Source organism: Blautia glucerasea, from assembly GCF_020537505.1.
Lineage (GTDB): Bacteria > Bacillota > Clostridia > Lachnospirales > Lachnospiraceae > Blautia_A.
Window position 1 is genome coordinate 16,256 of sequence record NZ_JAJBMO010000023.1, and the last position, 21,967, is coordinate 38,222.

29 protein-coding genes are annotated in these 21,967 nt (G+C 37.6%); 3 read left to right on the top strand and 26 right to left on the bottom strand.

The window, feature by feature from the left end; genetic code table 11:
* Positions 1 to 181: 181 nt before the first annotated feature.
* The 3 genes from LIQ05_RS15170 to LIQ05_RS15180 are packed head-to-tail and all read right to left on the bottom strand — an operon-like array spanning position 182 to position 2,099.
* Positions 182 to 1,183 carry a helix-turn-helix transcriptional regulator gene (locus tag LIQ05_RS15170; RefSeq protein WP_044681693.1) on the bottom strand — a complete coding sequence of 334 codons (1,002 nt, stop codon included), beginning with the start codon at positions 1,181 to 1,183 and terminating at the stop codon, positions 182 to 184.
* A gap of 20 nt (positions 1,184 to 1,203) precedes the next feature.
* Complete coding sequence (locus LIQ05_RS15175) at positions 1,204 to 1,632, bottom strand: hypothetical protein (protein WP_008118560.1); 429 nt, start codon at positions 1,630 to 1,632, stop codon at positions 1,204 to 1,206.
* A gap of 47 nt (positions 1,633 to 1,679) precedes the next feature.
* Positions 1,680 to 2,099, bottom strand: a complete 420-nt coding sequence (locus tag LIQ05_RS15180) for a nuclear transport factor 2 family protein (protein WP_003864537.1) — start codon at positions 2,097 to 2,099, stop codon at positions 1,680 to 1,682.
* A 336-nt stretch (positions 2,100 to 2,435) separates the two neighbouring features.
* On the opposite strand from LIQ05_RS15180, the gene LIQ05_RS15185 reads away from it, so the two are divergent.
* Positions 2,436 to 2,678: a DUF6061 family protein gene (locus tag LIQ05_RS15185; protein ID WP_008397019.1), complete on the top strand. Its 243-nt coding sequence runs from the start codon at positions 2,436 to 2,438 to the stop codon at positions 2,676 to 2,678.
* 180 nt (positions 2,679 to 2,858) lie between these two features.
* On the opposite strand, the gene LIQ05_RS15190 is transcribed toward LIQ05_RS15185, so the two are convergent.
* The 10 genes from LIQ05_RS15190 to LIQ05_RS15235 all read right to left on the bottom strand — a co-directional run bounded on the left by LIQ05_RS15190 (position 2,859) and on the right by LIQ05_RS15235 (position 9,386).
* Positions 2,859 to 3,221, bottom strand: a complete 363-nt coding sequence (locus tag LIQ05_RS15190) for a hypothetical protein (protein WP_008397018.1) — start codon at positions 3,219 to 3,221, stop codon at positions 2,859 to 2,861.
* 138 nt (positions 3,222 to 3,359) lie between these two features.
* Complete coding sequence (locus tag LIQ05_RS15195) at positions 3,360 to 4,043, bottom strand: hypothetical protein (RefSeq protein ID WP_008397017.1); 684 nt, start codon at positions 4,041 to 4,043, stop codon at positions 3,360 to 3,362.
* Positions 4,043 to 4,678, bottom strand: a complete 636-nt coding sequence (locus LIQ05_RS15200) for an ABC transporter ATP-binding protein (protein ID WP_015559483.1) — start codon at positions 4,676 to 4,678, stop codon at positions 4,043 to 4,045. Before LIQ05_RS15200 ends, LIQ05_RS15195 begins: the two co-directional genes overlap by 1 nt.
* A 14-nt stretch (positions 4,679 to 4,692) precedes the next feature.
* The gene (locus tag LIQ05_RS15205; RefSeq protein WP_008397014.1) at positions 4,693 to 5,493 is read right to left on the bottom strand and encodes a hypothetical protein; all 801 of its coding nucleotides are present in this window, start codon (positions 5,491 to 5,493) and stop codon (positions 4,693 to 4,695) included.
* A complete protein-coding gene (locus tag LIQ05_RS15210) occupies positions 5,480 to 6,310 on the bottom strand; it encodes an ABC transporter permease subunit (protein WP_008397012.1) in 831 nt (276 codons plus the stop codon). The genes LIQ05_RS15205 and LIQ05_RS15210 overlap by 14 nt, the downstream gene beginning before the upstream one ends.
* Positions 6,311 to 6,364: 54 nt before the next feature.
* Positions 6,365 to 6,784, bottom strand: coding sequence for a hypothetical protein (locus tag LIQ05_RS15215; protein ID WP_008397010.1), 420 nt, complete (start codon positions 6,782 to 6,784; stop codon positions 6,365 to 6,367).
* Positions 6,785 to 6,802: 18 nt separating this feature from the next.
* Positions 6,803 to 7,081: a cyclic lactone autoinducer peptide gene (locus LIQ05_RS20395; protein ID WP_306787648.1), complete on the bottom strand. Its 279-nt coding sequence runs from the start codon at positions 7,079 to 7,081 to the stop codon at positions 6,803 to 6,805.
* Positions 7,082 to 7,179: 98 nt separating this feature from the next.
* A complete protein-coding gene (locus tag LIQ05_RS15225; RefSeq protein ID WP_226822045.1) occupies positions 7,180 to 8,112 on the bottom strand; it encodes a winged helix-turn-helix domain-containing protein in 933 nt (310 codons plus the stop codon).
* Between the two features lie 21 nt (positions 8,113 to 8,133).
* The gene (locus LIQ05_RS15230; RefSeq protein ID WP_226822047.1) at positions 8,134 to 8,550 is read right to left on the bottom strand and encodes a type I restriction endonuclease; all 417 of its coding nucleotides are present in this window, start codon (positions 8,548 to 8,550) and stop codon (positions 8,134 to 8,136) included.
* Between the two features lie 5 nt (positions 8,551 to 8,555).
* Positions 8,556 to 9,386, bottom strand: a complete 831-nt coding sequence (locus tag LIQ05_RS15235; protein ID WP_226822049.1) for a hypothetical protein — start codon at positions 9,384 to 9,386, stop codon at positions 8,556 to 8,558.
* Positions 9,387 to 9,436: 50 nt separating this feature from the next.
* Between LIQ05_RS15235 and LIQ05_RS15240 the strand changes: the two genes are divergently transcribed.
* Positions 9,437 to 10,021, top strand: coding sequence for a restriction endonuclease subunit S (locus LIQ05_RS15240; protein ID WP_226822084.1), 585 nt, complete (start codon positions 9,437 to 9,439; stop codon positions 10,019 to 10,021).
* On the opposite strand, the gene LIQ05_RS15245 is transcribed toward LIQ05_RS15240, so the two are convergent.
* The 7 genes from LIQ05_RS15245 to LIQ05_RS15275 form a co-directional block, all read right to left on the bottom strand.
* The gene (locus LIQ05_RS15245; RefSeq protein ID WP_015530032.1) at positions 10,018 to 10,539 is read right to left on the bottom strand and encodes a restriction endonuclease subunit S; all 522 of its coding nucleotides are present in this window, start codon (positions 10,537 to 10,539) and stop codon (positions 10,018 to 10,020) included. The two genes, LIQ05_RS15240 and LIQ05_RS15245, sit on opposite strands and share 4 nt — an antisense overlap.
* Before the next feature lie 10 nt (positions 10,540 to 10,549).
* Positions 10,550 to 11,533: a site-specific tyrosine recombinase/integron integrase gene (gene xerA / locus LIQ05_RS15250; protein ID WP_002594691.1), complete on the bottom strand. Its 984-nt coding sequence runs from the start codon at positions 11,531 to 11,533 to the stop codon at positions 10,550 to 10,552.
* A gap of 97 nt (positions 11,534 to 11,630) precedes the next feature.
* A complete protein-coding gene (locus LIQ05_RS15255) occupies positions 11,631 to 12,806 on the bottom strand; it encodes a restriction endonuclease subunit S (protein ID WP_226822051.1) in 1,176 nt (391 codons plus the stop codon).
* Positions 12,790 to 14,361: a type I restriction-modification system subunit M gene (locus LIQ05_RS15260; protein ID WP_002594689.1), complete on the bottom strand. Its 1,572-nt coding sequence runs from the start codon at positions 14,359 to 14,361 to the stop codon at positions 12,790 to 12,792. Before LIQ05_RS15260 ends, LIQ05_RS15255 begins: the two co-directional genes overlap by 17 nt.
* Before the next feature lie 19 nt (positions 14,362 to 14,380).
* Positions 14,381 to 14,590 carry a helix-turn-helix domain-containing protein gene (locus LIQ05_RS15265; protein ID WP_002587820.1) on the bottom strand — a complete coding sequence of 70 codons (210 nt, stop codon included), beginning with the start codon at positions 14,588 to 14,590 and terminating at the stop codon, positions 14,381 to 14,383.
* Between the two features lie 138 nt (positions 14,591 to 14,728).
* Positions 14,729 to 14,992, bottom strand: a complete 264-nt coding sequence (locus LIQ05_RS15270; RefSeq protein ID WP_226822053.1) for a hypothetical protein — start codon at positions 14,990 to 14,992, stop codon at positions 14,729 to 14,731.
* Between the two features lie 154 nt (positions 14,993 to 15,146).
* Positions 15,147 to 15,482 (bottom strand): helix-turn-helix domain-containing protein, encoded by a 336-nt coding sequence (locus LIQ05_RS15275; protein ID WP_002594686.1) that lies wholly within the window; start codon positions 15,480 to 15,482, stop codon positions 15,147 to 15,149.
* Between the two features lie 226 nt (positions 15,483 to 15,708).
* On the opposite strand from LIQ05_RS15275, the gene LIQ05_RS15280 reads away from it, so the two are divergent.
* Positions 15,709 to 16,161 (top strand): hypothetical protein, encoded by a 453-nt coding sequence (locus LIQ05_RS15280; RefSeq protein ID WP_226822055.1) that lies wholly within the window; start codon positions 15,709 to 15,711, stop codon positions 16,159 to 16,161.
* A 64-nt stretch (positions 16,162 to 16,225) separates the two neighbouring features.
* Here LIQ05_RS15280 and LIQ05_RS15285 read toward each other — a convergent pair whose 3' ends face one another.
* The 6 genes from LIQ05_RS15285 to LIQ05_RS15310 are packed head-to-tail and all read right to left on the bottom strand — an operon-like array spanning position 16,226 to position 21,967.
* On the bottom strand, positions 16,226 to 17,929 hold the full coding sequence (locus LIQ05_RS15285) for a lysozyme family protein (protein WP_226822057.1): 1,704 nt from the start codon (positions 17,927 to 17,929) through the stop codon (positions 16,226 to 16,228).
* Between the two features lie 39 nt (positions 17,930 to 17,968).
* A complete protein-coding gene (gene srtB, locus LIQ05_RS15290) occupies positions 17,969 to 18,736 on the bottom strand; it encodes a class B sortase (RefSeq protein WP_117825230.1) in 768 nt (255 codons plus the stop codon).
* Positions 18,737 to 18,742: 6 nt separating this feature from the next.
* Positions 18,743 to 19,144 (bottom strand): DUF6075 family protein, encoded by a 402-nt coding sequence (locus LIQ05_RS15295; RefSeq protein ID WP_002594682.1) that lies wholly within the window; start codon positions 19,142 to 19,144, stop codon positions 18,743 to 18,745.
* Positions 19,145 to 19,157: 13 nt separating this feature from the next.
* Positions 19,158 to 21,488, bottom strand: coding sequence for a VirB4-like conjugal transfer ATPase, CD1110 family (locus LIQ05_RS15300; RefSeq protein ID WP_055062744.1), 2,331 nt, complete (start codon positions 21,486 to 21,488; stop codon positions 19,158 to 19,160).
* Positions 21,481 to 21,846 carry a PrgI family protein gene (locus LIQ05_RS15305; RefSeq protein WP_023920514.1) on the bottom strand — a complete coding sequence of 122 codons (366 nt, stop codon included), beginning with the start codon at positions 21,844 to 21,846 and terminating at the stop codon, positions 21,481 to 21,483. Before LIQ05_RS15305 ends, LIQ05_RS15300 begins: the two co-directional genes overlap by 8 nt.
* A complete protein-coding gene (locus tag LIQ05_RS15310) occupies positions 21,830 to 21,967 on the bottom strand; it encodes a hypothetical protein (RefSeq protein WP_017144064.1) in 138 nt (45 codons plus the stop codon). Before LIQ05_RS15310 ends, LIQ05_RS15305 begins: the two co-directional genes overlap by 17 nt.

Below are 21,967 nucleotides of genomic sequence, written 5' to 3' on the forward strand. Positions count from 1 at the left end.
TCGCAGTTGCTGTCCTTATTACTCAGCTTTTTCGTTCACGGCTAACAAATTTTCACAATAATAGTTTGGGTCGGTTGTATCCGCAGACGGATAAACTTCAAACTCCACGCCCTCGGCATATTCATACTGCGAGCTTTTCAAGAAGATTCTGCCGTTTCTTGACATCGTATGCTTTGGAGTGTTAGATTTCCTGTTCTTTGTTTTCTTTTTGCTGCATACCCTCATCGGCTTGTGCAATCATCTGCCTGTACTGTTCTTTCACACTTTCCGGTGCAAGTATTTGTACCTTGCCATTAAAGCCAAACACCCAACCAAAAAAGGTCGGACTGGCTGATACTTCGGTCTGTACTCTGAAAGAAGTCATATCATACGCAAGGGTTGTCACATCTTCTCCAAAACGGTCAACCATTGTTTTCATCAAGCTGTTATCACACCGTAAATCCACAAGAACTTTCTCGCCTGAGAACATAAAGAAAACTTCCTTTGTGTAATTCTCAATATCAAAATCATCCGGCATAGGAATAATATCTTTATCCAATATCTCCGGCTTGGAAGCAATACGGTCTACCCTGAAATTGATAACCTTGCTTTTCTTCTCTGAATATCCGAGAACATAATAATAGTCCCCACACCAGAGAAGTTTATACGGGCTGAGCTTATACACTTCGCCCTTGTTCTTCAGAACCTTTTTCTTTAATCCGGTATAATCATAATACTGAAAAGAAATCTGTTTACCTGTATTGATGGCATCGTTTATAGCGTCAATGATATAATATATCTGCTCATTATCCGGCTTAATTCGATTGACCACATAGTTATTACGCTTCAACTTTGCCACCTGCCCCGGACTGGTCATCGTATGTATCTTCTCAATCAGCGTTTTGCTTTTCTTCTTTGTAATAAACTTCGATGACTCCACTGCATCTATCAGCAGTTTCAGTTCCGGCAATTCAAACTTACGACTGGCTACAAAGTATTTGCTCTGAGTAGAATGGATAGTAACAATATCCATTCCAAACTCCTGAAGTGCAGCAATATCTTTTGTGACCGTCGTTCTATGTGCAGATATTCCGTATTCATCATTCAATATATTGATTAGCTGCGTCGTCGAAAGCGGATGTTCCTCGTCCGTTCGTTCCTCTAATATTTTCTTTAAGTATAATATTCTCGGCTTTGTTTCCATTGTTTGCCCTTTCCAAGCTATTACTCATATAGTCCTTTGAACATTTCTCCCTGTATCACGCTGATTTGTTCAGTCGGAATTACTGTTTCATCCTGCATAATCAGTTTGCGTTCAAATTCATCAATCTTTTTCACTATGCCGGAATGCGTGAGATATGCTCCTCCGGATTTTTTATCATCAGGCACGAAATAAGTTATTGATATTTCCTGTTCTGTGCCGATATTATCTCTAATCATATTTAATTGGTCATTTAATTTCATAATGACTTCATCGCTTAACTCTAACCGTTCATCTGTTAGCCTTGCAGTCTCTTTAATGGCTGCATCGTGTCCTGTAAGTGCCGCAAAAGGTGCAAACTGTGCTGCTCTGTCGTGAAGTGACATACGAGGATGGTTCTTCGATGTCGGATTCGGCAGATTGATTATATCGTCATAGGAATGTTCATCCATCTGTTACAGCACCTCCTTTGCTCGACAAACTTGAATTTATAGTCCTCTCAAAACCAATTTGCTTTTTCTTCTCGAAATACGGGAATATCACTATCTCGATATGGATTGTAATTATGAAGATTGCAACCAAACTCTTTTAATGATTTTATTTTGTTATCCTGTGTCCATACAATTAAAGATATTCCGTCAAATTCTTCAACATTTCCATTATTCATTTTGCTTTTAAAATACCACTCCACGATTGTTTGATTGCCTTGATGAAAAAATTGCTTAATCTCCCAGACAAGAACACTTCCGCGTGTATTCCATTCGTCAAACCAGTGCTTTACCGTTTTGCGGTTTTCATATTTAGGACTCCAACTCTCAGTATATACAACATCATCTGTAAAAATATTGTCAATTCCTAAATCTGCTTTCTTAATCCACATATCAAACCATAATCGGATAATTTTTTCTCTCTCGTTCATAAAGTACCTCCATAACTTTCGATTTTTCGTTCTCAGCGACTTCCCAATAAATGGGAATTTTGATACCTACAATTCTTTAACACCTAACTGGTATTATAAAGTGTTACGATAAAATCCGCAATGCCTTGATTTTACTACAGTTTTGGCAAGTGAGCTTTCCCTTAGACTTTCCCTTATGTTATATCCTTTTCCCTTGTGTTACGACACCTCATAAGGGCAAAAACAAGGGAAGCAAAATCCGGTAACAGCTAATAACATTATATAAATCACATAATCGGCTGGAACTGGTCAAGATGCTTCTACAACTGAAACAGATAAGAGAAAGGACTTTGCAATATGAATATCGTTCATGCAGAATATAATAAATATCACAACATCATAGACATCAATTATTACAATGGCTACATACTTCGGATTGACTGTGGCAAGGCAGAAGATGGATTGATTACTACTCCTAACTCTCAACGAATGTTGGATGCACTGGCGATTGACAATCCACTAGAATATGCCCGTTTGTATCTTGATTCAGAAATGCAAGATTGGGTGAATGCGATGAATATGGAATGGTATAGCACTTGATAAAAGAACATAAAAATGAGAAGAAATCTGTCAAAAGTATTTCTATAAAATACGATATTTCTTTAGCCCTTCCATAAATAATGAAATAGAGCCGATAACTCACAATCGAAATAACGAGTGATTCATCGGCTCTATATTTTATGGTTATGGATATCATGAGTATCGCTTTATATGCAATTGCTATTTTGTTAATTCCCAATATTTATGACCCATAAAGAAGATTGTTAATTCGTTTTGATCTACTTCTATCTCAAAATTCACGCTATTATCTCTCTGTTCCACAAAAATCATATTTGAGGAAGATATGCTATATAATGCATTGCCACAGGTAATACCCAATTCGGGCATATCTTTGTTTACAACAAGTCCTCCATTTTCTTGAAAGGTAAACACTTCCTCTGCATTTGCATTCTTCCATGTACCAATAATATTTTTTTTATTCTGAATGTGCTTTATTTTTCCAACACATACAACGATAAGTATAGCTACACTTACAATTAAAGCAATGCCTACAACACTCTTTGCCAATTTCTTTTTATTCAATTTCTATTATCTCCATTTTTAGTTTCTTTAAGATTGAATGATTCCATATTGCTTAATTCAGTATCTCCATGAATTTCTAACATTGATACGCTTCTCACAGGAAATAGAATAGGAGAGATTCATTCATAAATAATTAAATCATTCATACTTACCTGAATTTGTAATGTTTTTCCATATTTTCTCATAATTATCTACTATAGTTTTTTCTGAGGTCAAAAATGCAAACATAGATATACTTGAATAGAGAGTTTCCGCCGAATCAAAAACCACACAACTTTCATCATGAGTTAGATTTCTCTTTGAATATATTTCCGATACAGGCATAAATGAATTTTCTTCCTCTTTGGTGTATTTATACCCATCAATACATCCTAGATTTTTTAAAAATATTAAATAAGTATCTTCGGTCTTCAGATATTGCCATCCGTTAGTGTAAAATTCTTCACCTCTAACAAATGATACAGGTTCTATAATGTAAATACAGTCACCTACTGAAAGATTAGCAGAATTATCCTTATAGATTTCCTCTATTTTTACCATTGTTTTTGTTGATCGTAAACTCATTTCACGAGAATTTGTTACAGTTATACGAGCTATTAAAGAAGAATCTTTTTCCATATCATCCAATGAGTAATTACTTTCATTGTTAAAGTAAGAAGTTTTCTGCCCTCCTGTATAGAAAATTTCCATAGCTGTATTTTCTGATAAAGCAATATCAGGATCATGAACCCCTGTAGTTGTTTTTATCCCAGTCTTTCCATAGAATAAGGCTGTCACCATACAAATGATTACAACACAGATAGTTAATACAAATTTCTTCATTACATCAACTCCTTAATTTTACCAAATTCCATGCATATCTTCTCATCCGCTAATATTTCAATATCTTCTTTATTATGGCTTGTCAGTATAGTAATGGTATCATTCTTTTTTTCTTCCAATATACGTTCACGAAATAAATCAATGCTATGCTGATCCAATGCGTTAGTTGGCTCATCCAAAAGCAAAATTTTTGGATGTTCCATCAGTGCTTGACAAAGAGCTAGTTTTTGACGCATTCCTAATGAATATTTATTTACTTTTTTCTTTGATTTGGGATCAAGACCAAAGTATATCATTATTTCATATATTTCTTCATCTGATACAATTCCTTTTATATTGGAAAGCATTTTCAAATTTTCAAATCCTGAATACATACTCCAAAAAGAAATATTTTCAATAACAGCTCCTAAATCTGGTAAAACATCCATATCTTTATGTAATGCCTTGTGATTATATTTTATGTATCCTTTGTCTGTATTTATAAAACCTGCAATGGCTCTGAGTAGCATTGTTTTACCTGAACCATTTTTACCATATATTCCATATATTTTACCAGATTCAAATGTATAACTGATATCATCAAGCACTTTTTCACCTTTAATTGACTTTGAAATAGATTTTACATATAAATTCATGGATATCATTCACCTCACAATATTTGTTTTTTTTCGCAAAGAAATTTACCTATCCACACCAAAACAGCGGATGATATAACTGAAATGAGACAGCTTGACTTAAAATTCAATAAATCTATATTGCTTGTAGTCCATTCGTAATTTTCTTCGACATAATATATAATAAGCTTGTTATGCCAATTAAATAAAGGAATATGTAGCAAGGAATAATGCCAAATTTTCCATATAACATTTCCCATTGAAAAATAAAATCCACACACCATTACTGGAATAAAAAATACAATAAATGCAACGATGTATCCTATAATTGAATCTTTCCAAAATGAAAACAAATAACTAATCATTTGCAAATGAAAAATCTCTATCAATAGCATAAAAATAACTTTGAAATCTTCTAAGCCATTAGAGGTATGCTCTACAAAAAGAAAAAACAAATAATCGGAAACAACTACAATACAGTCACGTAATATCATTTTTATTAATATATCCTTATAAATTATGTGTTTTTTCCCATAACGAGGAAGTAGAATTACCATGTTATCATTTGCATCATTAAATAAGTCCATTGTAAGATAACAAATCTCAAGGATAAACAAAATCGCAAAAAATGATAAAGATATAAGGTCAAACGAATGATCTATTAGTATTCCCCCAAAATATATTTGTGAACGTACTCCTTCTGTTATTGTAACCAGACTATTATGAAACCCCAAGTACACATTAGCATAAAAATATCTAATTACAAATGTTATAAGTGATACTAGTAAGCATTTTCCAACATTAACATTCAAAATTTTTTTCTTATATAACTTCATAATTTTTTATTTTTCTCTGTATAATGCCAATACTTAATCCAAAAATAAGCAATATCAGAACAATTTCTCCTATTATATTTCCATGAACATTAGGCATAATATAACCTTGTATAGAGAATTCATTTAGCCCAAAGACAGAAACAATCAAATTAAAAACAATATAGAATATAAACAAAGCACCAGGTATCTTTGCGAAATATAGAACTTTCATTTTGTTATAATATGAAAGAGCATAAGCTAAGATAGCTAATCCCGAGCCAAAAATTCCGTAATTAAAAATGTATATTAGATTATATAAAGTTGGATGTTGCAATCTCACCATATCAAGAAAATTGTCAGCGTTATATGATACCAAACCTATAGCGTAATCAGGTTCTCCCCAAGCACTGTCATATCCATGTATTGGATATGTCAAGTGGCATAATAATAAATTTATGAGCATTGGTATTGTTATTGTCAAAAAGGTTACAATCAGAATGCCAAATAATTTTCCTGCTAAATATTTCTTTTTCCCGATTCTTTGAATAAGTAGGATTGAACTATTGCTTTTTTCTTCTCTTATTAAGGAAAGTGATGCAATAATTGTTGCATAAACAGGCAATAACAGATACATTATATATGGAATATATGCCGCTTCAGTGCCCTGTAATACGAAATTTTCATTTGCTGAACGAATAAATTGATAACTTTTTCCTATATCATTTTTTACACATAAAATATACGAAGCAATATTTAAAATCATTAGAGCAATAAAAACAACTTTATATTCTGCACGATCAATACAATGTTTGATTTCTATAAGAACCATTTTTTTCATAATCTTTACCAAAAGGGCATAAACCCACGAAGAGGTTTATGCCCATCCCTTCTGTTATCTAAAATCTACATTTCCACTTACAAATGCAGTTGATAATTGAGATTGATAATTTTCCATTCCCATACCGACCTGTGTGTTAGTAGAATTATAACCGCTCTTGGTAAAGATTAAATTACAAGATCCTGTTCCAACACCCTGCTTATACTTATTAGATATTTTACTCTTGCTGTTATTGACAGCCCAGAAATTTGCGTAAGAGGTATTGGTAATTGCTGTTACCTCATTTGTGATGTAATCATCGGATGTTGTTTTTGCATGCATAGAGGTAAAGTTATTAGTCTTATTCAGTTTAAGTGCATAAGCGGTGTAAGATGCCGCCTGAGAATATGCTGCTGAAGAAAGAAATACACATCCTGCACAAAACAAACCAATACCTACTTTTGCAATCTTCTGTTTTAAACTTTTTAACATCATAGTCAATTCCTCCCAATCTTATTTTTTTAACTGCGTTGGTACTTTTGGTTCATACAACAAACCACGGCACAATGAATTTGCATTACTTCGAGCAATAGCAGTCACTGCCTGAAGTACGAGACGGGCACTTTTCTGGGGTGCCTTGTTTACTTGCTTATTGTCCATCGTTTTCACCCCCCCCCTCCTTAATTGTCTGACAATTACAGACAACTTTATTTGTTTACCATGGTATGTGCTTAATATAACAGAGTATTTAATTTTTTTCAATCCCTCTATGCACGAATGGTAGCCCAACATGCACGAACTGTTCTACATATAGGTATAAAACCGAAAAGATGGCAGATAGGTTAAGCACCTACCTGCCATCTTTAATCTATATATTTCAGAAATAATGATTAATTATTGTCAGTCTCATATATAGATTTATAACGCTCTCGATCAACTGGAATAATCTCATTATCATTAGCATCTTTATATGTAATAAACTCATCGTATTCTGTAACTGATTTTTCCTCTGAGACAGAATTAATAGAATACATATTCGAATCGTTACACATTACATTTGAATTTGGACCAGAAATTAGTAACGAACCATCCTCTTGTGCATATGCCAAAAAGATATAAATGGAATTTTCGGAAGGCAGTGAATCATTCTCAAACAGATAAATAGCATCTTGTTTTTCTGAAATTCCGCCTTGTTTAACAATAGGAATAGGTTTATCTGTAATAAGTTCACCTTTTATATTTTCGAGAACCTGAATAGTATAATTAGTGTAAGGCGAACCGACCTCCTTAGGATTTCCTTTTTCATCTTCAGTCGTTATAACATTTCGATACTCGGTTCCATCGCAACTGACAACCTTTGCTACAAATACGTAATCACAGATACCAACAGCTTCGCGAATGTTATCAGTATCATATACAAAAGATGCGTGCATCTGGTGGATTGGCAAGTTAGATACATTTGTATTCAGTTGACTTGCATTATTTTTGGATGCACATCCTGTAAAAAACATTCCTACGATAAGAACAATAGACAAAATACCATAGATAATCTTTGGATTGAATTTCACATAAGATATGAGTCCGACATAACTAAGCTCTTTAATAGCAAAATTAAACTTAAAATCAAATTTTTTGTACTGATTTCCTGTTTTATTAGATGTATATAGTTTCTGTTCAAATTCAGCAATATGCTCATCTAACTCACTAATTCTGTCTCTAATTTCAGAACGCTCTAACTGTCCACCTGCTTCCTGAAGGACTTGAAGGATTGGTTTAATAAGGTATGATACTTGTTCTTCTGTATTTAAATCGTCATAAAACATATTTACATTTACACCTCTCATTTACTGTGCATCAGGAATACGTAACTGATTATTTACGCCTTCAATTTCAAACTGATTAACCGCTTTGAAAATATTGTTTTCGGGAGTGTCAAAATCAATAAGTTCAATATAGAGGTCTTTCTGCGTTCTATCCTCACGGTTAAGAATAAATCCATCGCAGAGCAACTTAAATACAGCTTTGTTTGCTTCATAAATCGTACCGGAAATATTACGCAGCATTAGAATGACACTATCCACCTCACTCGGTGTGATACCGTCTTTCGCATAGCGATTATAGAGGTATTGCTTCAGGTCGTCCGTAAGCAGAACCTCCGTCCTTTCTCTGTGTATCTGGTCGCCGCTGACATAGGTGTATTCCTCGTCTTTGAACAACTCCATTATTGACATTTCCAATGCGTGTTCATTAAAATTTGCCATTGCGTTCACTCCTTTTTATCGGCATATATCTCTTTCAATATTTGCTTATGTCGCTGTTCCATTTCATAATCCTGATATTTCAGTCCCAATTTTGCAAGCATTAGAGTTCCCTCCATATCATCTATATTTCCATAACTTACTGCACGGCTCACTCCAGTCAATGCCCCAAGTATTAGCCTTGTGCAATCAAGAGCAAAATCTATCAACTCCTGAATATCAGGATATGTAACTGGATTTTTATCCCACACCTTTTCTTCTGTTAAAATATGTTTTTCGTCATTATGAGCATATATTTTATTTCTTTGAACACGAATATTCTCTTGTTTCTTGCTAAGAGAACAAAAACGCTTTTGATATAATTCTAAAAACTCTGAAAATGTCAGATTAACCCGTACTGGTATTTTTTCAAAATCAGGTGTATCAAACAGTTTTAGAATTTCTCTTTGGCTGTTCACTTCATTTTCATAGAAACATTCTTCCGTTGGTTTCAAATGATGCTGATATGGCACTTGGAAAGAATATTCTCTACCATCTTCCTTAATTGTTACTATATCTCTATATTCTGGAAATAAGTCCAAATTATCTCTGCAATACTTTAAGAGCAAACCAACTGAAACAACGTCTTTTGTTTTATCATACAATTTTGCAATTTCCATAAAACAAGCCTTTTGCAACGCCCCATACACTACTTGATAAAAGGCAGGCGAAAGATTCATTTCATTATTATACTTCTTGCTCATTTCTCTATACTGCATCATAATTGCATAATACGCATTAGCGTCAAATGCACTTTGATATAAATCCTCTGCAAGTTTGATTAACTTTTCTTTATCCATTTTTCACACTCCTTGCAGTAAATGATAATTTACTCAACTCAGTTCAAGCTATCTTTAGGTCTTGGTTTGTTGATTATGCCCCATTTGACGGTGTTTGCCCATCTAATTGGGAAACAGGGTGCGTTGAAGATATTGCGGAGTTCTTCGACTCAATGCGTAAGCCACTGTCCTCGTTAGAGCGAGCTGATATGGAACGAATATATCCATATTATGGTGCAGTTTCCATTGTTGATTATGTCGATGACTATATCTTTGATGGAGAATATCTTCTTGTTAGTGAAGATGGTATTTATGTTGTCGATGAAAATGGACACCCGTTGATACAACATATCTCAGGAAAGTTTTGGGCAAACAATCACGCACACATACTAAAAGGAAAAGCTGGCTTTAATGAGGATAGCTTGTATCTATTCTTGGCGAATACCAATATGGCACCGATTGTTACTGGTGCCGCACAACCTAAGATTAACCAAGCTAATTTAAAGAATTTCCCTATTACGACACCTGATAGTGAAACAATGTTGAAATTCAACAATATAATACAGCCATTTTTTGACCAAAGGCTTACCAATGAGTCTGAAATCAAAAAGCTGGAAGCACTTCAGTCATTGCTTTTAACTCGTTTGGTTGATTAAGCCGCTAAATTATCATTTATCTTCTGTTTCAAATCTATTCTATCGGTTATCGTCTTGTAGGCTTTCACTATTTTTCTCTGCTTTTCAATATCCGGTACTGGAAGTTCCACCATACAAAGCTCATTCCAATCGAAAATCTCTCTTACGCTTCCGTGTGACTTATACCTTGCATAACGGTCAAATTCTGGTCGGCTGAACCAAAGCATAAGATATTCAGGGTCAAGTTCCTCTTTATTTTCAACTTCAAAAACTGTATAAGAGCTTGAAATGATACAATCTTCTTCATCTAAATAAGCAATAGAAATTTTCTCTCCATTTCGTGAAGTAACGGGTCCGTATGCAAACTGTCCCGTTCTGACTATCTTATAATTCGATAAATCAGTTCCTACAATATTTGCGATTGAAGGAATAAATTTTTTACTTATACTTACGCCAAGCAACTTTGTTACGGCTAAATTCTTATTACGCTCGTCCACAAGTCGAATGTAATTACCTAATATCTTATATCCTTTTTCCATTCCTACCACCTTAACCAATGTATTTTCTATGAGCAATTTTCACATTGCTCTGCTTGACCATTGCATATTGCAATGTCGTATCTATTCTTCTATGCCCCAAGAGCTGCTGAAGCTGCTCTATTGGCATTCCTTTGTCTATTGCCATTGTTGCAAGTGTTCGCCTGAATTTATGAGGGTGTACCTTATTTAATCCCAAGCGTTTTCCAAGCTGTCGTAATCTCACTTCAATACCTCCGATATTCATTCGATTATACGGAGATTGTAATGAAACAAAAAGTGCTGGATTGTCGTCCTTTCGGCTATTTAAGTAATTCTGCAAATGTATTTTTGTTCTTGCATCAAAATATACTATTCGCTCCTTATCGCCTTTGCCGAAAACAACACATTCTCTTTCATTAAAATCTATATCCTCACGATTTAACAACACCATTTCTCCGACACGCATACCCGTTGAAGCAAGCATATCAATCATTGCCAAATCCCTGAGTTCCGTGCAATTATCCCTCATCAGTTCAAGTGCTTCATCAGAGTAGGTTTCTTTAATGTTTGTTCCGGTCTTAACCTTATGTATTCGCCTGACCGGACTTTTCAAAATATAATCTTCGTCCTCAAGCCAAGAGAAAAAACTGGAAAGTATTCGCCTTATATTATCTATCGTAACTTTACTTGATTTTTTCTTAGCTTGATATTCGGTCAAATAACAACGAATATCGTCAGTTACGATATATTTGATACCCTTTCCAATGCCATCAAGCATTGACTGTATCGTTGCATTATAGTATTTCAAGGTTTTCTCAGAACAGCCCTCAATACGCTTTGCCGATATGAAAGACTCTACTAAATTCTGTTCTGAAAGCTCCTTATCTTTTTCTGTCTTTGTTACCTCATAATCAAAAAGTGTATGTTGCAACACCTCCTGCAATCTTTCTGTCTGTGCGTTATTCAGGTAAGGTAACATTCCTTGAATAACATCTGTGATTAGGTTCTGTTTCATAGTCAATTCTCCTTTTATTTTTTAAGAGAACGACTACCAGTGGCAGTCCCTTGTTTTAACTCCCGCCACTGATGGGAGTTCTATTGTAAATGATAATTTAGTGGCTTGAAAGCTGTGCTAAAACCGTGGCTTGTAGTTCTTCAAGTAGGGTAATTTCTTTTGTATTCAAAGTCATTTGCTCAACGATTGCGGCAAGATTTAACTTTTCGATGAACTCGGACGGAGGAACTGCAATCTTTATGTTGTCAATGAAGTTTTTACTAAGGTTATCCTGTGCTCCACCATTAGAAAGTCTGCTTATCTTCGCTTGACTTTGAATAAGCGAGAAGTACAAGTATGCTGCTTCTGCTTTTGAGCGACATATCATACCGCAGATTGCTTGATTGGTAGTTGCCTCGATTGCGAGATACCCAACTTCTCCTGCTGTAACACCATACATCGCCATCAAAACGGTGTCTTTGGGAAGTAGTTTTGTGGAACTTTCGGTTAATCCCAACGGGGTAATATATTCTTCTGTCTGCAAAGTGATATTGTTATGCACCTCGCCAGATTTGACCCAAGAAATCGTTCCGTTTTCCCAGTATTCATTATTGATACGGGATGGTGTCGAACCGGATTTTGTTTCAGCACAAAACTCGGATACGGTTTTAACCTTAAAATCCTCTGGAAATGTCAAGCTATCCATTTCTGCCTCGGTCAGATTTATCAATGCACCTCTGCCGACATTCTTTTGGATAGAAGCAGTTCCAACAGCTACTAAATTATCATTTATCTTCTTCTTTAAAGCAATTCTCTCCGTAATCGCCTTATAACTGTTCACTATTTCAAGCTGTTTTTCAATAGGCGGGATAGGCAATTCCAGTCTGCAAATATCGTCCCAAGTAATCCCACCACGAACACTTCCGTCAGTATGTAACCAACAAATACGGTCAAATTCCGGTCTGCGAAACCACATCATCAGATAATCTTCATTCAAAATGCTGTTATCTACTACCTCAAACATAAAATACGCCGGAGAAACAATAGCAGGTTCTTCTTCATCATACAATGCAACCGGAAGTCGTTCATCACGACCAACGTGCATTGGATTACACGCAAACTTTCCTTTTGTTATCAGTTTATATTTACTCAAATCCGTACCAATGACATTTGCAACCGACGGCATAAAGAACTTGTCTATGTTAATTCCCAAAACTCTGTCTGTTATGCTTTCTCTGTTCCGAGTATCAATCAGTCGGATATGGTTTCCTAAAATATCATAATTCGATTTCATATCCCAACTCCTTAAATACAGCAAGCAAATCTGATTTAGATTTTTCCTCTTGAGCAAGAAGTTCTTTGAGTTCTCCCTGCAATGATTTCATTTTGGTATCAAAGTCGATGTTCTCATCACGGTTGACAAACTCAATATATCTGCTCGGTACAAGAGTAAATCCTTTTTCCTTTACTTCATCAAAAGAAGCAGAATAGCAAAATTCCGGCACATTCTCATAAGTTTCCTCATAGCCTTCCTGCTGCCAGTTATGATATACACTTGTAACTTTGGCTCTATCTTCCTCTGTCAATTCAATGTACTTCTTCTCATAAGGACTTCCCATCTGTCGTAAATCCATAAAAAGTATTTCATCTTCTCGATTACGATAGCGTTTTAGCTTTCCATTCTGTTCCACAACACGAGCCTTTTTATTCTTATTGAGTACCCAAAGGGTAACGCTGATGTCTGTGGTATAGAAAAGGTTTCTCGGAAGAATAATGATTGCTTCTACCAAATGATTTTCTATAAGCTGCTGTCTGATTTTTAGCTCTGTACCATCATCAGATAATGCACCATTGGCAAGTAGGAAACCTGCTACACCGTTTTGAGAGAGTTTGGAAACAATATTCAGTATCCAACCATAGTTTGCATTACTTGTCGGCGGAACTTCATAGCCGTTCCAACGAGGGTCATCTACAAGCTCATTTTCGGCTCTCCACTGCTTCTGATTGAAAGGCGGGTTTGCCATAATGAAATCTGCTTTAAGGTCTTTGTGCTGGTCATTGGTAAATGTATTGGCTGCCATTTCTCCAAGATTTGCAGAAATACCACGGATAGCTAAGTTCATTTTTGCCAGTTTGAAAGTGGTATTTGTGTATTCCTGACCGTAAATAGACACTTTCTTTTTATTACCGCTGTGTGCTTCTACGAACTTGATGGACTGCACAAACATACCGCCCGAACCGCAACAAGGGTCATAAAGTATTCCATCGTAAGGCTCAAGCATTTCGGCAATCAGGTTTACAATACACTTTGGTGTGTAGAACTCTCCTTTACCTTTTCCTTCTGCAAGAGCGAACTTACTAAGGAAATACTCATATACACGACCTATAATGTCGTTCTCTTTATCATCTGTATTGATACGATTGATTTCATCAAGCAAAGAAGCTAACTTTGCAGTATCAATATGTAAGCGGGAGTAATAGTTATCCGGCAAAGCACCTTTCAGTGCCGGGTTGTTCTTTTCAATCGTATAAAGTGCTGTATCTATCTTCAGGGCAATATCGTCCTGCTTTGCATTTTCAATAATGTACTTCCAACGGCTTTCTTCAGGAAGATAGAATACATTTTCCTGAGTATAAAACGGTTTCATATCCGCATACTTTTCGCCGTGTGTAGCAATAATCTTATTACGGCATTCCTCAAACTTGTCACTGGCAAATTTAAGGAAGAATAAACTCAGAACAACGTGCTTATACTCCGCAGGCTCAACAGAACCTCTCAGTTTATCAGCACTTTTCCAAAGTGCTTCTTCCATTGATATTTCTTTCTTTGGTTTAGCAGCCCTTGCCATCTATAATTACCTCCGTGTTTTAATCTTCATCTAAAATAACTTCGCATATATCTCCGATGTCACAGTGAAACACCTGACATATCCTCATCAGTACTTCAAGAGATACTGGCTCATTCTTATTTATCTTCGTTGCAGCGTATGATGTGATTTCGGCTGCACGCATTAAATCCTGTCTTTTCATTTGATTGTCAATCATAAGTTTTTGAAGTTTGTTATAGCATATCTTCATCAGTAACACCTCTTCATCTTATAATTCTTCTTCGTTACGGTTAGTCATCTAACATTATATATTAAATTTTCAGGCATTTCAAGATTCCGGACAGAAATGTAACCTTTCAGACACTAAGGTGTCACTTTTTACAAACACCTAATACGACTCTTTTAAAGAATAATAAAAAAGAGATGCCGAAGCACCTCGATTATACATTCTATTATTAACATTCAATGCAATCATTGCTATGACCTTTTCTATCGGCGGCTCTTTTCCGTCCGGTGCAACTGCTTTCCAAAAAGCTATTGCTTCCGGTTCAGCACTTTTCATTGCTTCCCGAATGGCAAACTGCATTTCCTCTTTTACTGCTTTTTCGGTTGTTCCATTTTCTTTTGCTATTTGTCTGAAAATGTCGTTCACTTCTACTTCCTCCTATGTCTATTAGTATGTGTCTATCACTGACAGTTGTTGTTATAGCATATTCTCTCTGTCGAAGTCCCGAAAAATTTGTCGATAGCTGAAATTTTTTATACTGAAAAAAGAAAGCTCGTCGATTAGGACGAACTTCTGTGTTTTATGGAAGTATTTGCTTTGACTGCTTCACAAGTGTATCTATGACTTCATAAATTCTGTTTCTATCTTCAGGGGCAAGTTTTTCAAGCTTCTCATTCAGCATTGAGTTCTTGACTGTATATCCCGTTTCCAGAACATCTGTAAGAACCATATCCGATGATACACCTAAAGCATTTACTATCTTTATGAAAGTTTCGAGTGACGGAATTTTCTCTCCACGCTCAACCATACCAATATAATTTGTTGTCAAATCTGTTTTCTCAGCCAAATCTTCTTGGCGTAATTTCCTCGCAAGTCGGAACTTCCTTATATTCTTGCCGATTGTATCGAGCTTCATCGCATCACCTCCCTTAGTGTGTTTCCATAACTGATAGTATAGGTTAAGTAGATTTCAAATCACACGCACCCAAAGGAAGTCAAACCAACTATTAGTGATGATTCCCAACTTTTTTTATGTTATACTATAAAAGTAGTAATTCACGATTGTTAATGGCGAAAGACAAATCACAACCCAAGAGCCAAATTGAACAATCTCCATAGAATAAACTTAGGGGTAAAAAGGAATGGACGAACAAAAGATAATATTCAGTAATCGGTTTGAAAAAGAGAAATTTGAGGATTACAAAACAGATTTTGGAACTGGCAACACAATCACTCCTGACTTTACGGAAGCTGATGATTTTTTGAAATTTATACAGAAGAACCGCAGAAGTGTTCCCAGTAAGGAGCGAATTGCTGACAAGGACAAATTCATCAAGACCGTTTACGAACTATCCAATAGCTTTGAAATTGACGCTGACCTGATAGAATTTGCCGAGGGATATATCGCCAACATTTATGTAGATTATGCCTGCTACACTGGATATATCAAGAAGCTGTTAGCAATTCTTTTTATCCTTGCCGATGATATTTCCTTTTTAGACGGCAGTAAAGAAAATGCCGATATGCTTTTCAGCTTCACTTATCACACACACCATATTTTCCTGAATAACAGAGAAACAACTGATTTCTCATAATGTACCCGATGGCTACTCAACTGAGCAGCCATCTTTTCAATTTTCCAGACACCGTCTGGAATTTTTAATATGCCGGAATACCGTATCCATAGATATTGCTGCTTCCGACTGCGTACTGTCTTTGCTTGCAGGCGTCGCCTGAGTTGCCCTCTACGGTATAAACTGTGCCATTCTCACACTTCTCTACGATACCAACGTGGTCTGTTGTACCGTCGCCTTCCCAATCAAAGAAGATAATATCTCCTACCTTTGGTTCATAAGTGCGGTCTTGCCATTTTCCATTTGACTTAAACCAGTTTGCACCATCCACGCAACCTGCAAATTTCGGAACAAGTCCGCTTTCAATATACCCGCATTGGTCAGCACACCAAGATACGAAGCAGGCACACCATTCCACTCGACTATTAAAGCCGTACCAGCTCCAGTAAGGTTGTCCGCCCTGATTGCCTAGCTGTGTCAAGGCAACCTCAACAATCGCCTGATTACCTCCGGCAGTAAAGGCTCGCCCATACGGATAGTATCTCAGAACGTGAGCCGGATATTGGGTATCTCCATAACTGTCCCAACCAAGCCTTTGTGCCTGCTGAGTGGAAAACTCCACTGCATTGGCATAAGAATAACCGCCATACTTTGTTTTTGCCCAAGAAATATACCCATTACCGAAGTTGTAGCCTTGCAAGGCAAGTTTGATATGCTCCATATCTATCGGACTTTCCACTTCTGCCGAAGTAAGAGCCGCTTTCAATTCCTGAACTCCACACTGGATAGAATATTCAGGGTCTTTAATTCCATTAGGTTCGTGCGGATACCTTGTATTGAAACTTCCCTCTGCTGCCTGCATAGGGTCAAGTCCTCTGCCACCGCTTTCCTGCATCATAACCGCCTTGATAAGTTCCACATACTCAGGAATGCCGTACTCTTTGGCATACTTCTGTATGATGGGTTCATAGGCTTCTACCTCTGCACTTACCGGAGTATAGGAATTACTGTCACTTCCTCCTCCAAACATTGCTACGGCAGCACCAAACAGCACGACAATCATAATAATCAGAACCGCTATCCAACCGCCTGCGGCGATTGCTGCTACAAGTGCTTTTGTCCCTGCAATAATCGCTTTGACTGTCGCAACAGTAGCTTTCGCTGTGGCTTTGACGGTCTCTGCTGTGGCTTTCGCCGCTTTCTTTGCCGTCCGAGCCGCTTTCTGTGTCGCTTTGGCTGTTGTTTTTGCTGTTTTCTGTGCTATAATGGCAGCTTCTTTTGTGGTCTTAATAGAAGTCTTTGCCGTTTGTTCTGCGGTCTTGACCGACCTTTGAACAGTATTGGTTGCACCTTTCGATACGGTCTTGACTGTCGTATTTCCTGCCGACCTTGCAGACTGTTTAATTGTTTTCTCCGTATGTTCCAGAGTTCGGATACTCTGTTTTCCGACAGGATTGACCGATTGTTTTTGAAGCTGCTTCTCTGCACGCTTGGTCTTAAAATTCTCAATCCCCGTTTTGGCTTTCTGATAATTCTGCCTTGTTTCACGCACACCCCATCTGCCGACTTTATCCGCACGGTATGCAGTTTCGTGAACAGCCCTATCCGTTGCCGCTTCGATTTTATCGGAAGCATATTCCTCTGCGGAATTTTCCGAAGCATTGGTGGAATGTTCTGCCTTATCTTTCGTCATCACATAGGCTTTCTTCATTCGCTCCGTGGCAACTGCTGCCTTATTTATGGTCTTGATTGTACCTTTGCTTGTATCTCTTGTTTTTATATCAGCCATCGGTTTCCTCCTTTCTCGAAAAATAATAGAGAGTGGGGTTTAATCCACTCTCTTAGCGACAACAACAAGCCTGCCATTGTTTCTTGAATATTCACAAGTAGAAAGAGAAATAAGCTTGTCGCCATACTCTGCCGATACTCCGGTATCATACAAAGAAAGTTCCTTGCACTTAGCAACATACGCATCAAACTCTGCCGCATTTTCTGCGTCCGTAAACTCATAATACTTAAAGCTATCGGAGCTGTCTGTATAAACGACTGTCTTAAAGACTGCAATCACTTCATACTGGTGTCTGTCCGTCAGTGTATCAAAGGTAATCGTCTTATGACCTTCCCAAAAGCTCTTGTTTCTGTACTTCATCAGTCCCGTAAACATCGAGCCGTCATTCATATGGTGTCCGTATATAATGATGTTGTCTGAAGGTTTCTGCACATCACAATTTTCCTGCACATATGGACAGCCATAAGCGGAATAGGTCTTATCAAACTTGTGCTTCAGGTAGAAGTTCGGCTCATTTACAGACTGCACGACCGGATAGTTGATATTGGTATCCTCAACCTTTATCCAACCCACCATATCCTCATTCTGCCGATAAAGTTCAAAATATTCCGCAAGATAATCCTTATCTTCCGAAAACGTCACGCCCTCATTTTCCTTTGGCGGCTCGTCCTCCACAATCTCCGCAAGGTTATCATAGACTTCATTCTGCTTGGCAGAGTCAATGTGATTACGGATAATAAAGAAGGTGCTTACAGACAACACTACCGTAAATACCATCGCAATAATAATATAGATTTTTCTGCTCATTTTCTCTTACCTTTCCATATCGTTTCTCTTAGGTGGAGTCAAATCTCTGCAATACTCCGGATACCTCAACTTGATACCCTCCATAAAATACGGAGCATATCCGCAACAGAACAGTTCCTCCGGTGTATAGAGATTTTCCCTGCCTTCTTCCGTAAATCCATTCCAAAGATTAAAGGCAAGGTGGCAAACCTTGACTGTGCCACTTGTCTGCCAACCGCCGTGCATACCTTCCGGTATGATGCAATCCCTCTTAAAATCAAACATCTTTCCGATGTTCATTCTTGTTTCTTCTGAAATACCCATCACATAGAAAAATGCTCTGTGATAGCAGTCGTTGACTTTGCACTTATCCAGATTTTCCAATACAAAATCTCTGTGTGCAGCATTGCGAAATTGAATCTTAGACATTGTAAATCCCTCCTTATGCTTCGCCTGGTTTGGTTGTCATCAGTTTATAAAGTTTCGTGTTCTTAGGGAATTTGTTTGCAAACGGTACAAGCGAACTTCCCACCTTGATAAGTCCGTGTCCTGCTTCCACATTCGTGATATAGGACATCTGGAGGTCAGAAATATTCAGAAGTTTTGCAAGCTCAAGCCTGTCTGTGGAAGCCTGATTCAGCATAATGATGAACTCTGAGTTTGCAAGCATTGTTCTCGCTGTGTGGCTCTGCAAAAGGTCATCGACATTCTGAGTGATTCCACTTGCGTATGCACCGTATTTTCTCACACGCTTCCACAAGGTAAAGAGGAAGTTTGCAGAGTATTCGTGCTGGAACAGAAGATAAATCTCATCAATGAAGATAAAGGTGTTCTTACCCTTTGCACGGTTCTGTGTGATACGGTTCAGGATAGAGTCAAGGACAACAAGCATACCAATCGGCATAAGCTGTTTACCCAAATCAAGAATGTCATAGCAGATAAGGCGATTATTGGTATCCACATTCGTCTGCTTTGCAAAGGTATTCAGAGAACCGTGTGTGAAAAGTTCAATGGCAAGTGCCAGTTCCTTTGCTTCCGGTTCGTCCTGCTGCAAAAGTTCTGCCCTGAAATCCTGCAAGGTCGGTATATGTCCCTGATAGTCATTTTGCTGATAACTGCGATACACGCTTGCCGTGCAACGGTCAATGATAGACTTCTGCTTCGCTCCGAGATTTGTTCCTCCGATAAGCTGTTCACAAAGGGACATAATAAACTCGGATTTCAAAATGACAGGGTTTGCACCGTCGCCGTAATCCTTATTCATATCCATTGCATTGATGTGATTGTCGGAAGTAGCAGAAATATTGATTACCTCTCCGCCCATTGCATTGACAAGCTGTGAATACTCTCGCTCAGGGTCGATGATGATAATATCTGCGTCTGAAGAAAGCACCTGATTGATGATTTCTCCCTTTGCCGCAAATGACTTACCGCCACCAGATACACCGAGAATAAAGGAGTTACCATTCAAAAGCTGCTTACGGTCTGCGATAATCATATTTTTGCTGATAACATTCTGACCGTAATAGATACCGTTCTCGTGGAAAATATCCTGCACCCTGAATGGGATAAATACCGAAAGGCTCTCTGTTGTAAGTGTTCTGAACGCATCAATCTTTCTTGTTCCAAACGGCATTACCGTATTGAGTCCATCTACCTGCTGAAATCTCAGTGTTGCAAACTGGCAAAGATGTTTTCTTGCTGTGGTAAGCAACGCTTCCGTATCATTCTCAAGCTGTTCCTTACTGTCTGCCGTAATAACCATTGTGATAACAGCGAACATCATTCTCTGGTCACGGGTCGTAAGGTCATCGAGGAACTCTTTCATTTCTTTCTTCTGCTGCTCCATATCATACGGAACAGTTGCAGAGAAGTTGTTATTGGCATTCTGCCTACGCTGCCAGTTTGTGATATTGGTTTCCACACCAAGCAGACGGTTCTCTGCTTCCTTTACTGCTTCATCAGTTGGAACGGGAACAATATCAATGGACATCATCAGATTTCTGTTCATATCCGTAAGTTCCGCTACCATACTGTCTTTGATATAGGACGCATATTCACGAAGAAAAAGGACTCTTCCATAACGGTTTCCCATCTTGAAATAGTCCTTTTCAAATTCCATTGTGTCGGGGCAGATATAATCCTTAAAATCGTGTCCCTTTTTTCTTGTTTCCTTAATATCAAAGTGGAAAGAGCTTTCTTCTCCCACACGATAGAAGTCGTGGAAAATACGAAGTCTTTCGTCTGTTTCCAGTTCCACACACTTACTTCCAAGCCTGCCGAAGTGAGCAATCAAATCTGCACCGACACGGGCAAAATAAGTTCTTGCGTCCTCCACACTCTTTTTGTTGATGGAAATGGTAATATACTTATCCTGAACAATGGAGTTTGCACCCGTTGCCTTATCAAGAAGCATTTTATTGTATTCCTCTCGATATTCGTCCAGATTATCTCCGGTTGTCGGAATAAGAATTGTCTGCTCAAAATCCAGTCTGTTGAGCCGACGATTATTGATTGTGATTTTTGTCGTTGCACCACTGTCAAGAGAGTTCAGAAGTTCGGAATATTCAAGGAACATCGCTTCCTTATCCTCACGGCTCGCCACTGCATAGTTAATATCCGTAAAGCGGTAGGTCTTTGAATATTTATCCTTTCCCACTTTGAAAATGCCATCATCAAAGATAGCTGCCACGGGAATCACGTCCTGCACCCCTTTCGGTACAACAAATTTTTCTTTATCCTGCTTAAACAAATTTGTAAGAGTCTTAATCATTTGACTTCAATACCTCCTTCTGCTTCTGTTCAATGCTTGGCTTCATCAGTTCGTAATAAACATTGGTGGAGTGAAATACCAGCTTCTTCGGCATTAAAAACTCCGATTTTATCCACGCATAGATTGCTTTCTCTGCGGTCATACCGTTGTACTTCACAAAGCCAAGTGCCGCAAACGGAGCAGCACCCAAAATGCACACCCACGATACGGTTTCCGTGCCAACATACGGTCTGAGCAAGAAATACAGTCCTACCGCAACGCCACAAGCGAGAACAGAAAAAATGAACTGTCTGAGCGACAGCCCAAAAAACATTGACTCTGTATAATTTCTGATTTCTCGGTTAATTTTTACTTCCATATCTGTTTCCTTTCCTGCGGTTTCGGTCTTTCTCCCTCACGCATTTATCATTCAGGCAAAAGACTTTGCCTTTTCGTTTACCGCCATAGTAAACGCATTTCTTACAATCTCTTTGGTTCAT

Coding starts and splice junctions, on each gene's coding strand:
- LIQ05_RS15170 (WP_044681693.1), bottom strand. CDS start 1,183: ATGGAAACAAAGCCGAGAATATTATACTTAAAGAAAATATTAGAGGAA.
- LIQ05_RS15175 (WP_008118560.1), bottom strand. CDS start 1,632: ATGGATGAACATTCCTATGACGATATAATCAATCTGCCGAATCCGACA.
- LIQ05_RS15180 (WP_003864537.1), bottom strand. CDS start 2,099: ATGAACGAGAGAGAAAAAATTATCCGATTATGGTTTGATATGTGGATT.
- LIQ05_RS15185 (WP_008397019.1), top strand. CDS start 2,436: ATGAATATCGTTCATGCAGAATATAATAAATATCACAACATCATAGAC.
- LIQ05_RS15195 (WP_008397017.1), bottom strand. CDS start 4,043: ATGAAGAAATTTGTATTAACTATCTGTGTTGTAATCATTTGTATGGTG.
- LIQ05_RS15200 (WP_015559483.1), bottom strand. CDS start 4,678: ATGAATTTATATGTAAAATCTATTTCAAAGTCAATTAAAGGTGAAAAA.
- LIQ05_RS15205 (WP_008397014.1), bottom strand. CDS start 5,493: ATGAAGTTATATAAGAAAAAAATTTTGAATGTTAATGTTGGAAAATGC.
- LIQ05_RS15210 (WP_008397012.1), bottom strand. CDS start 6,310: ATGAAAAAAATGGTTCTTATAGAAATCAAACATTGTATTGATCGTGCA.
- LIQ05_RS15215 (WP_008397010.1), bottom strand. CDS start 6,784: ATGATGTTAAAAAGTTTAAAACAGAAGATTGCAAAAGTAGGTATTGGT.
- LIQ05_RS20395 (WP_306787648.1), bottom strand. CDS start 7,081: ATGTTGGGCTACCATTCGTGCATAGAGGGATTGAAAAAAATTAAATAC.
- LIQ05_RS15225 (WP_226822045.1), bottom strand. CDS start 8,112: ATGTTTTATGACGATTTAAATACAGAAGAACAAGTATCATACCTTATT.
- LIQ05_RS15230 (WP_226822047.1), bottom strand. CDS start 8,550: ATGGCAAATTTTAATGAACACGCATTGGAAATGTCAATAATGGAGTTG.
- LIQ05_RS15235 (WP_226822049.1), bottom strand. CDS start 9,386: ATGGATAAAGAAAAGTTAATCAAACTTGCAGAGGATTTATATCAAAGT.
- LIQ05_RS15245 (WP_015530032.1), bottom strand. CDS start 10,539: ATGGAAAAAGGATATAAGATATTAGGTAATTACATTCGACTTGTGGAC.
- xerA (WP_002594691.1), bottom strand. CDS start 11,533: ATGAAACAGAACCTAATCACAGATGTTATTCAAGGAATGTTACCTTAC.
- LIQ05_RS15255 (WP_226822051.1), bottom strand. CDS start 12,806: ATGAAATCGAATTATGATATTTTAGGAAACCATATCCGACTGATTGAT.
- LIQ05_RS15260 (WP_002594689.1), bottom strand. CDS start 14,361: ATGGCAAGGGCTGCTAAACCAAAGAAAGAAATATCAATGGAAGAAGCA.
- LIQ05_RS15265 (WP_002587820.1), bottom strand. CDS start 14,590: ATGAAGATATGCTATAACAAACTTCAAAAACTTATGATTGACAATCAA.
- LIQ05_RS15275 (WP_002594686.1), bottom strand. CDS start 15,482: ATGAAGCTCGATACAATCGGCAAGAATATAAGGAAGTTCCGACTTGCG.
- LIQ05_RS15280 (WP_226822055.1), top strand. CDS start 15,709: ATGGACGAACAAAAGATAATATTCAGTAATCGGTTTGAAAAAGAGAAA.
- LIQ05_RS15285 (WP_226822057.1), bottom strand. CDS start 17,929: ATGGCTGATATAAAAACAAGAGATACAAGCAAAGGTACAATCAAGACC.
- srtB (WP_117825230.1), bottom strand. CDS start 18,736: ATGAGCAGAAAAATCTATATTATTATTGCGATGGTATTTACGGTAGTG.
- LIQ05_RS15295 (WP_002594682.1), bottom strand. CDS start 19,144: ATGTCTAAGATTCAATTTCGCAATGCTGCACACAGAGATTTTGTATTG.
- LIQ05_RS15300 (WP_055062744.1), bottom strand. CDS start 21,488: ATGATTAAGACTCTTACAAATTTGTTTAAGCAGGATAAAGAAAAATTT.
- LIQ05_RS15305 (WP_023920514.1), bottom strand. CDS start 21,846: ATGGAAGTAAAAATTAACCGAGAAATCAGAAATTATACAGAGTCAATG.
- LIQ05_RS15310 (WP_017144064.1), bottom strand. CDS start 21,967: ATGAACCAAAGAGATTGTAAGAAATGCGTTTACTATGGCGGTAAACGA.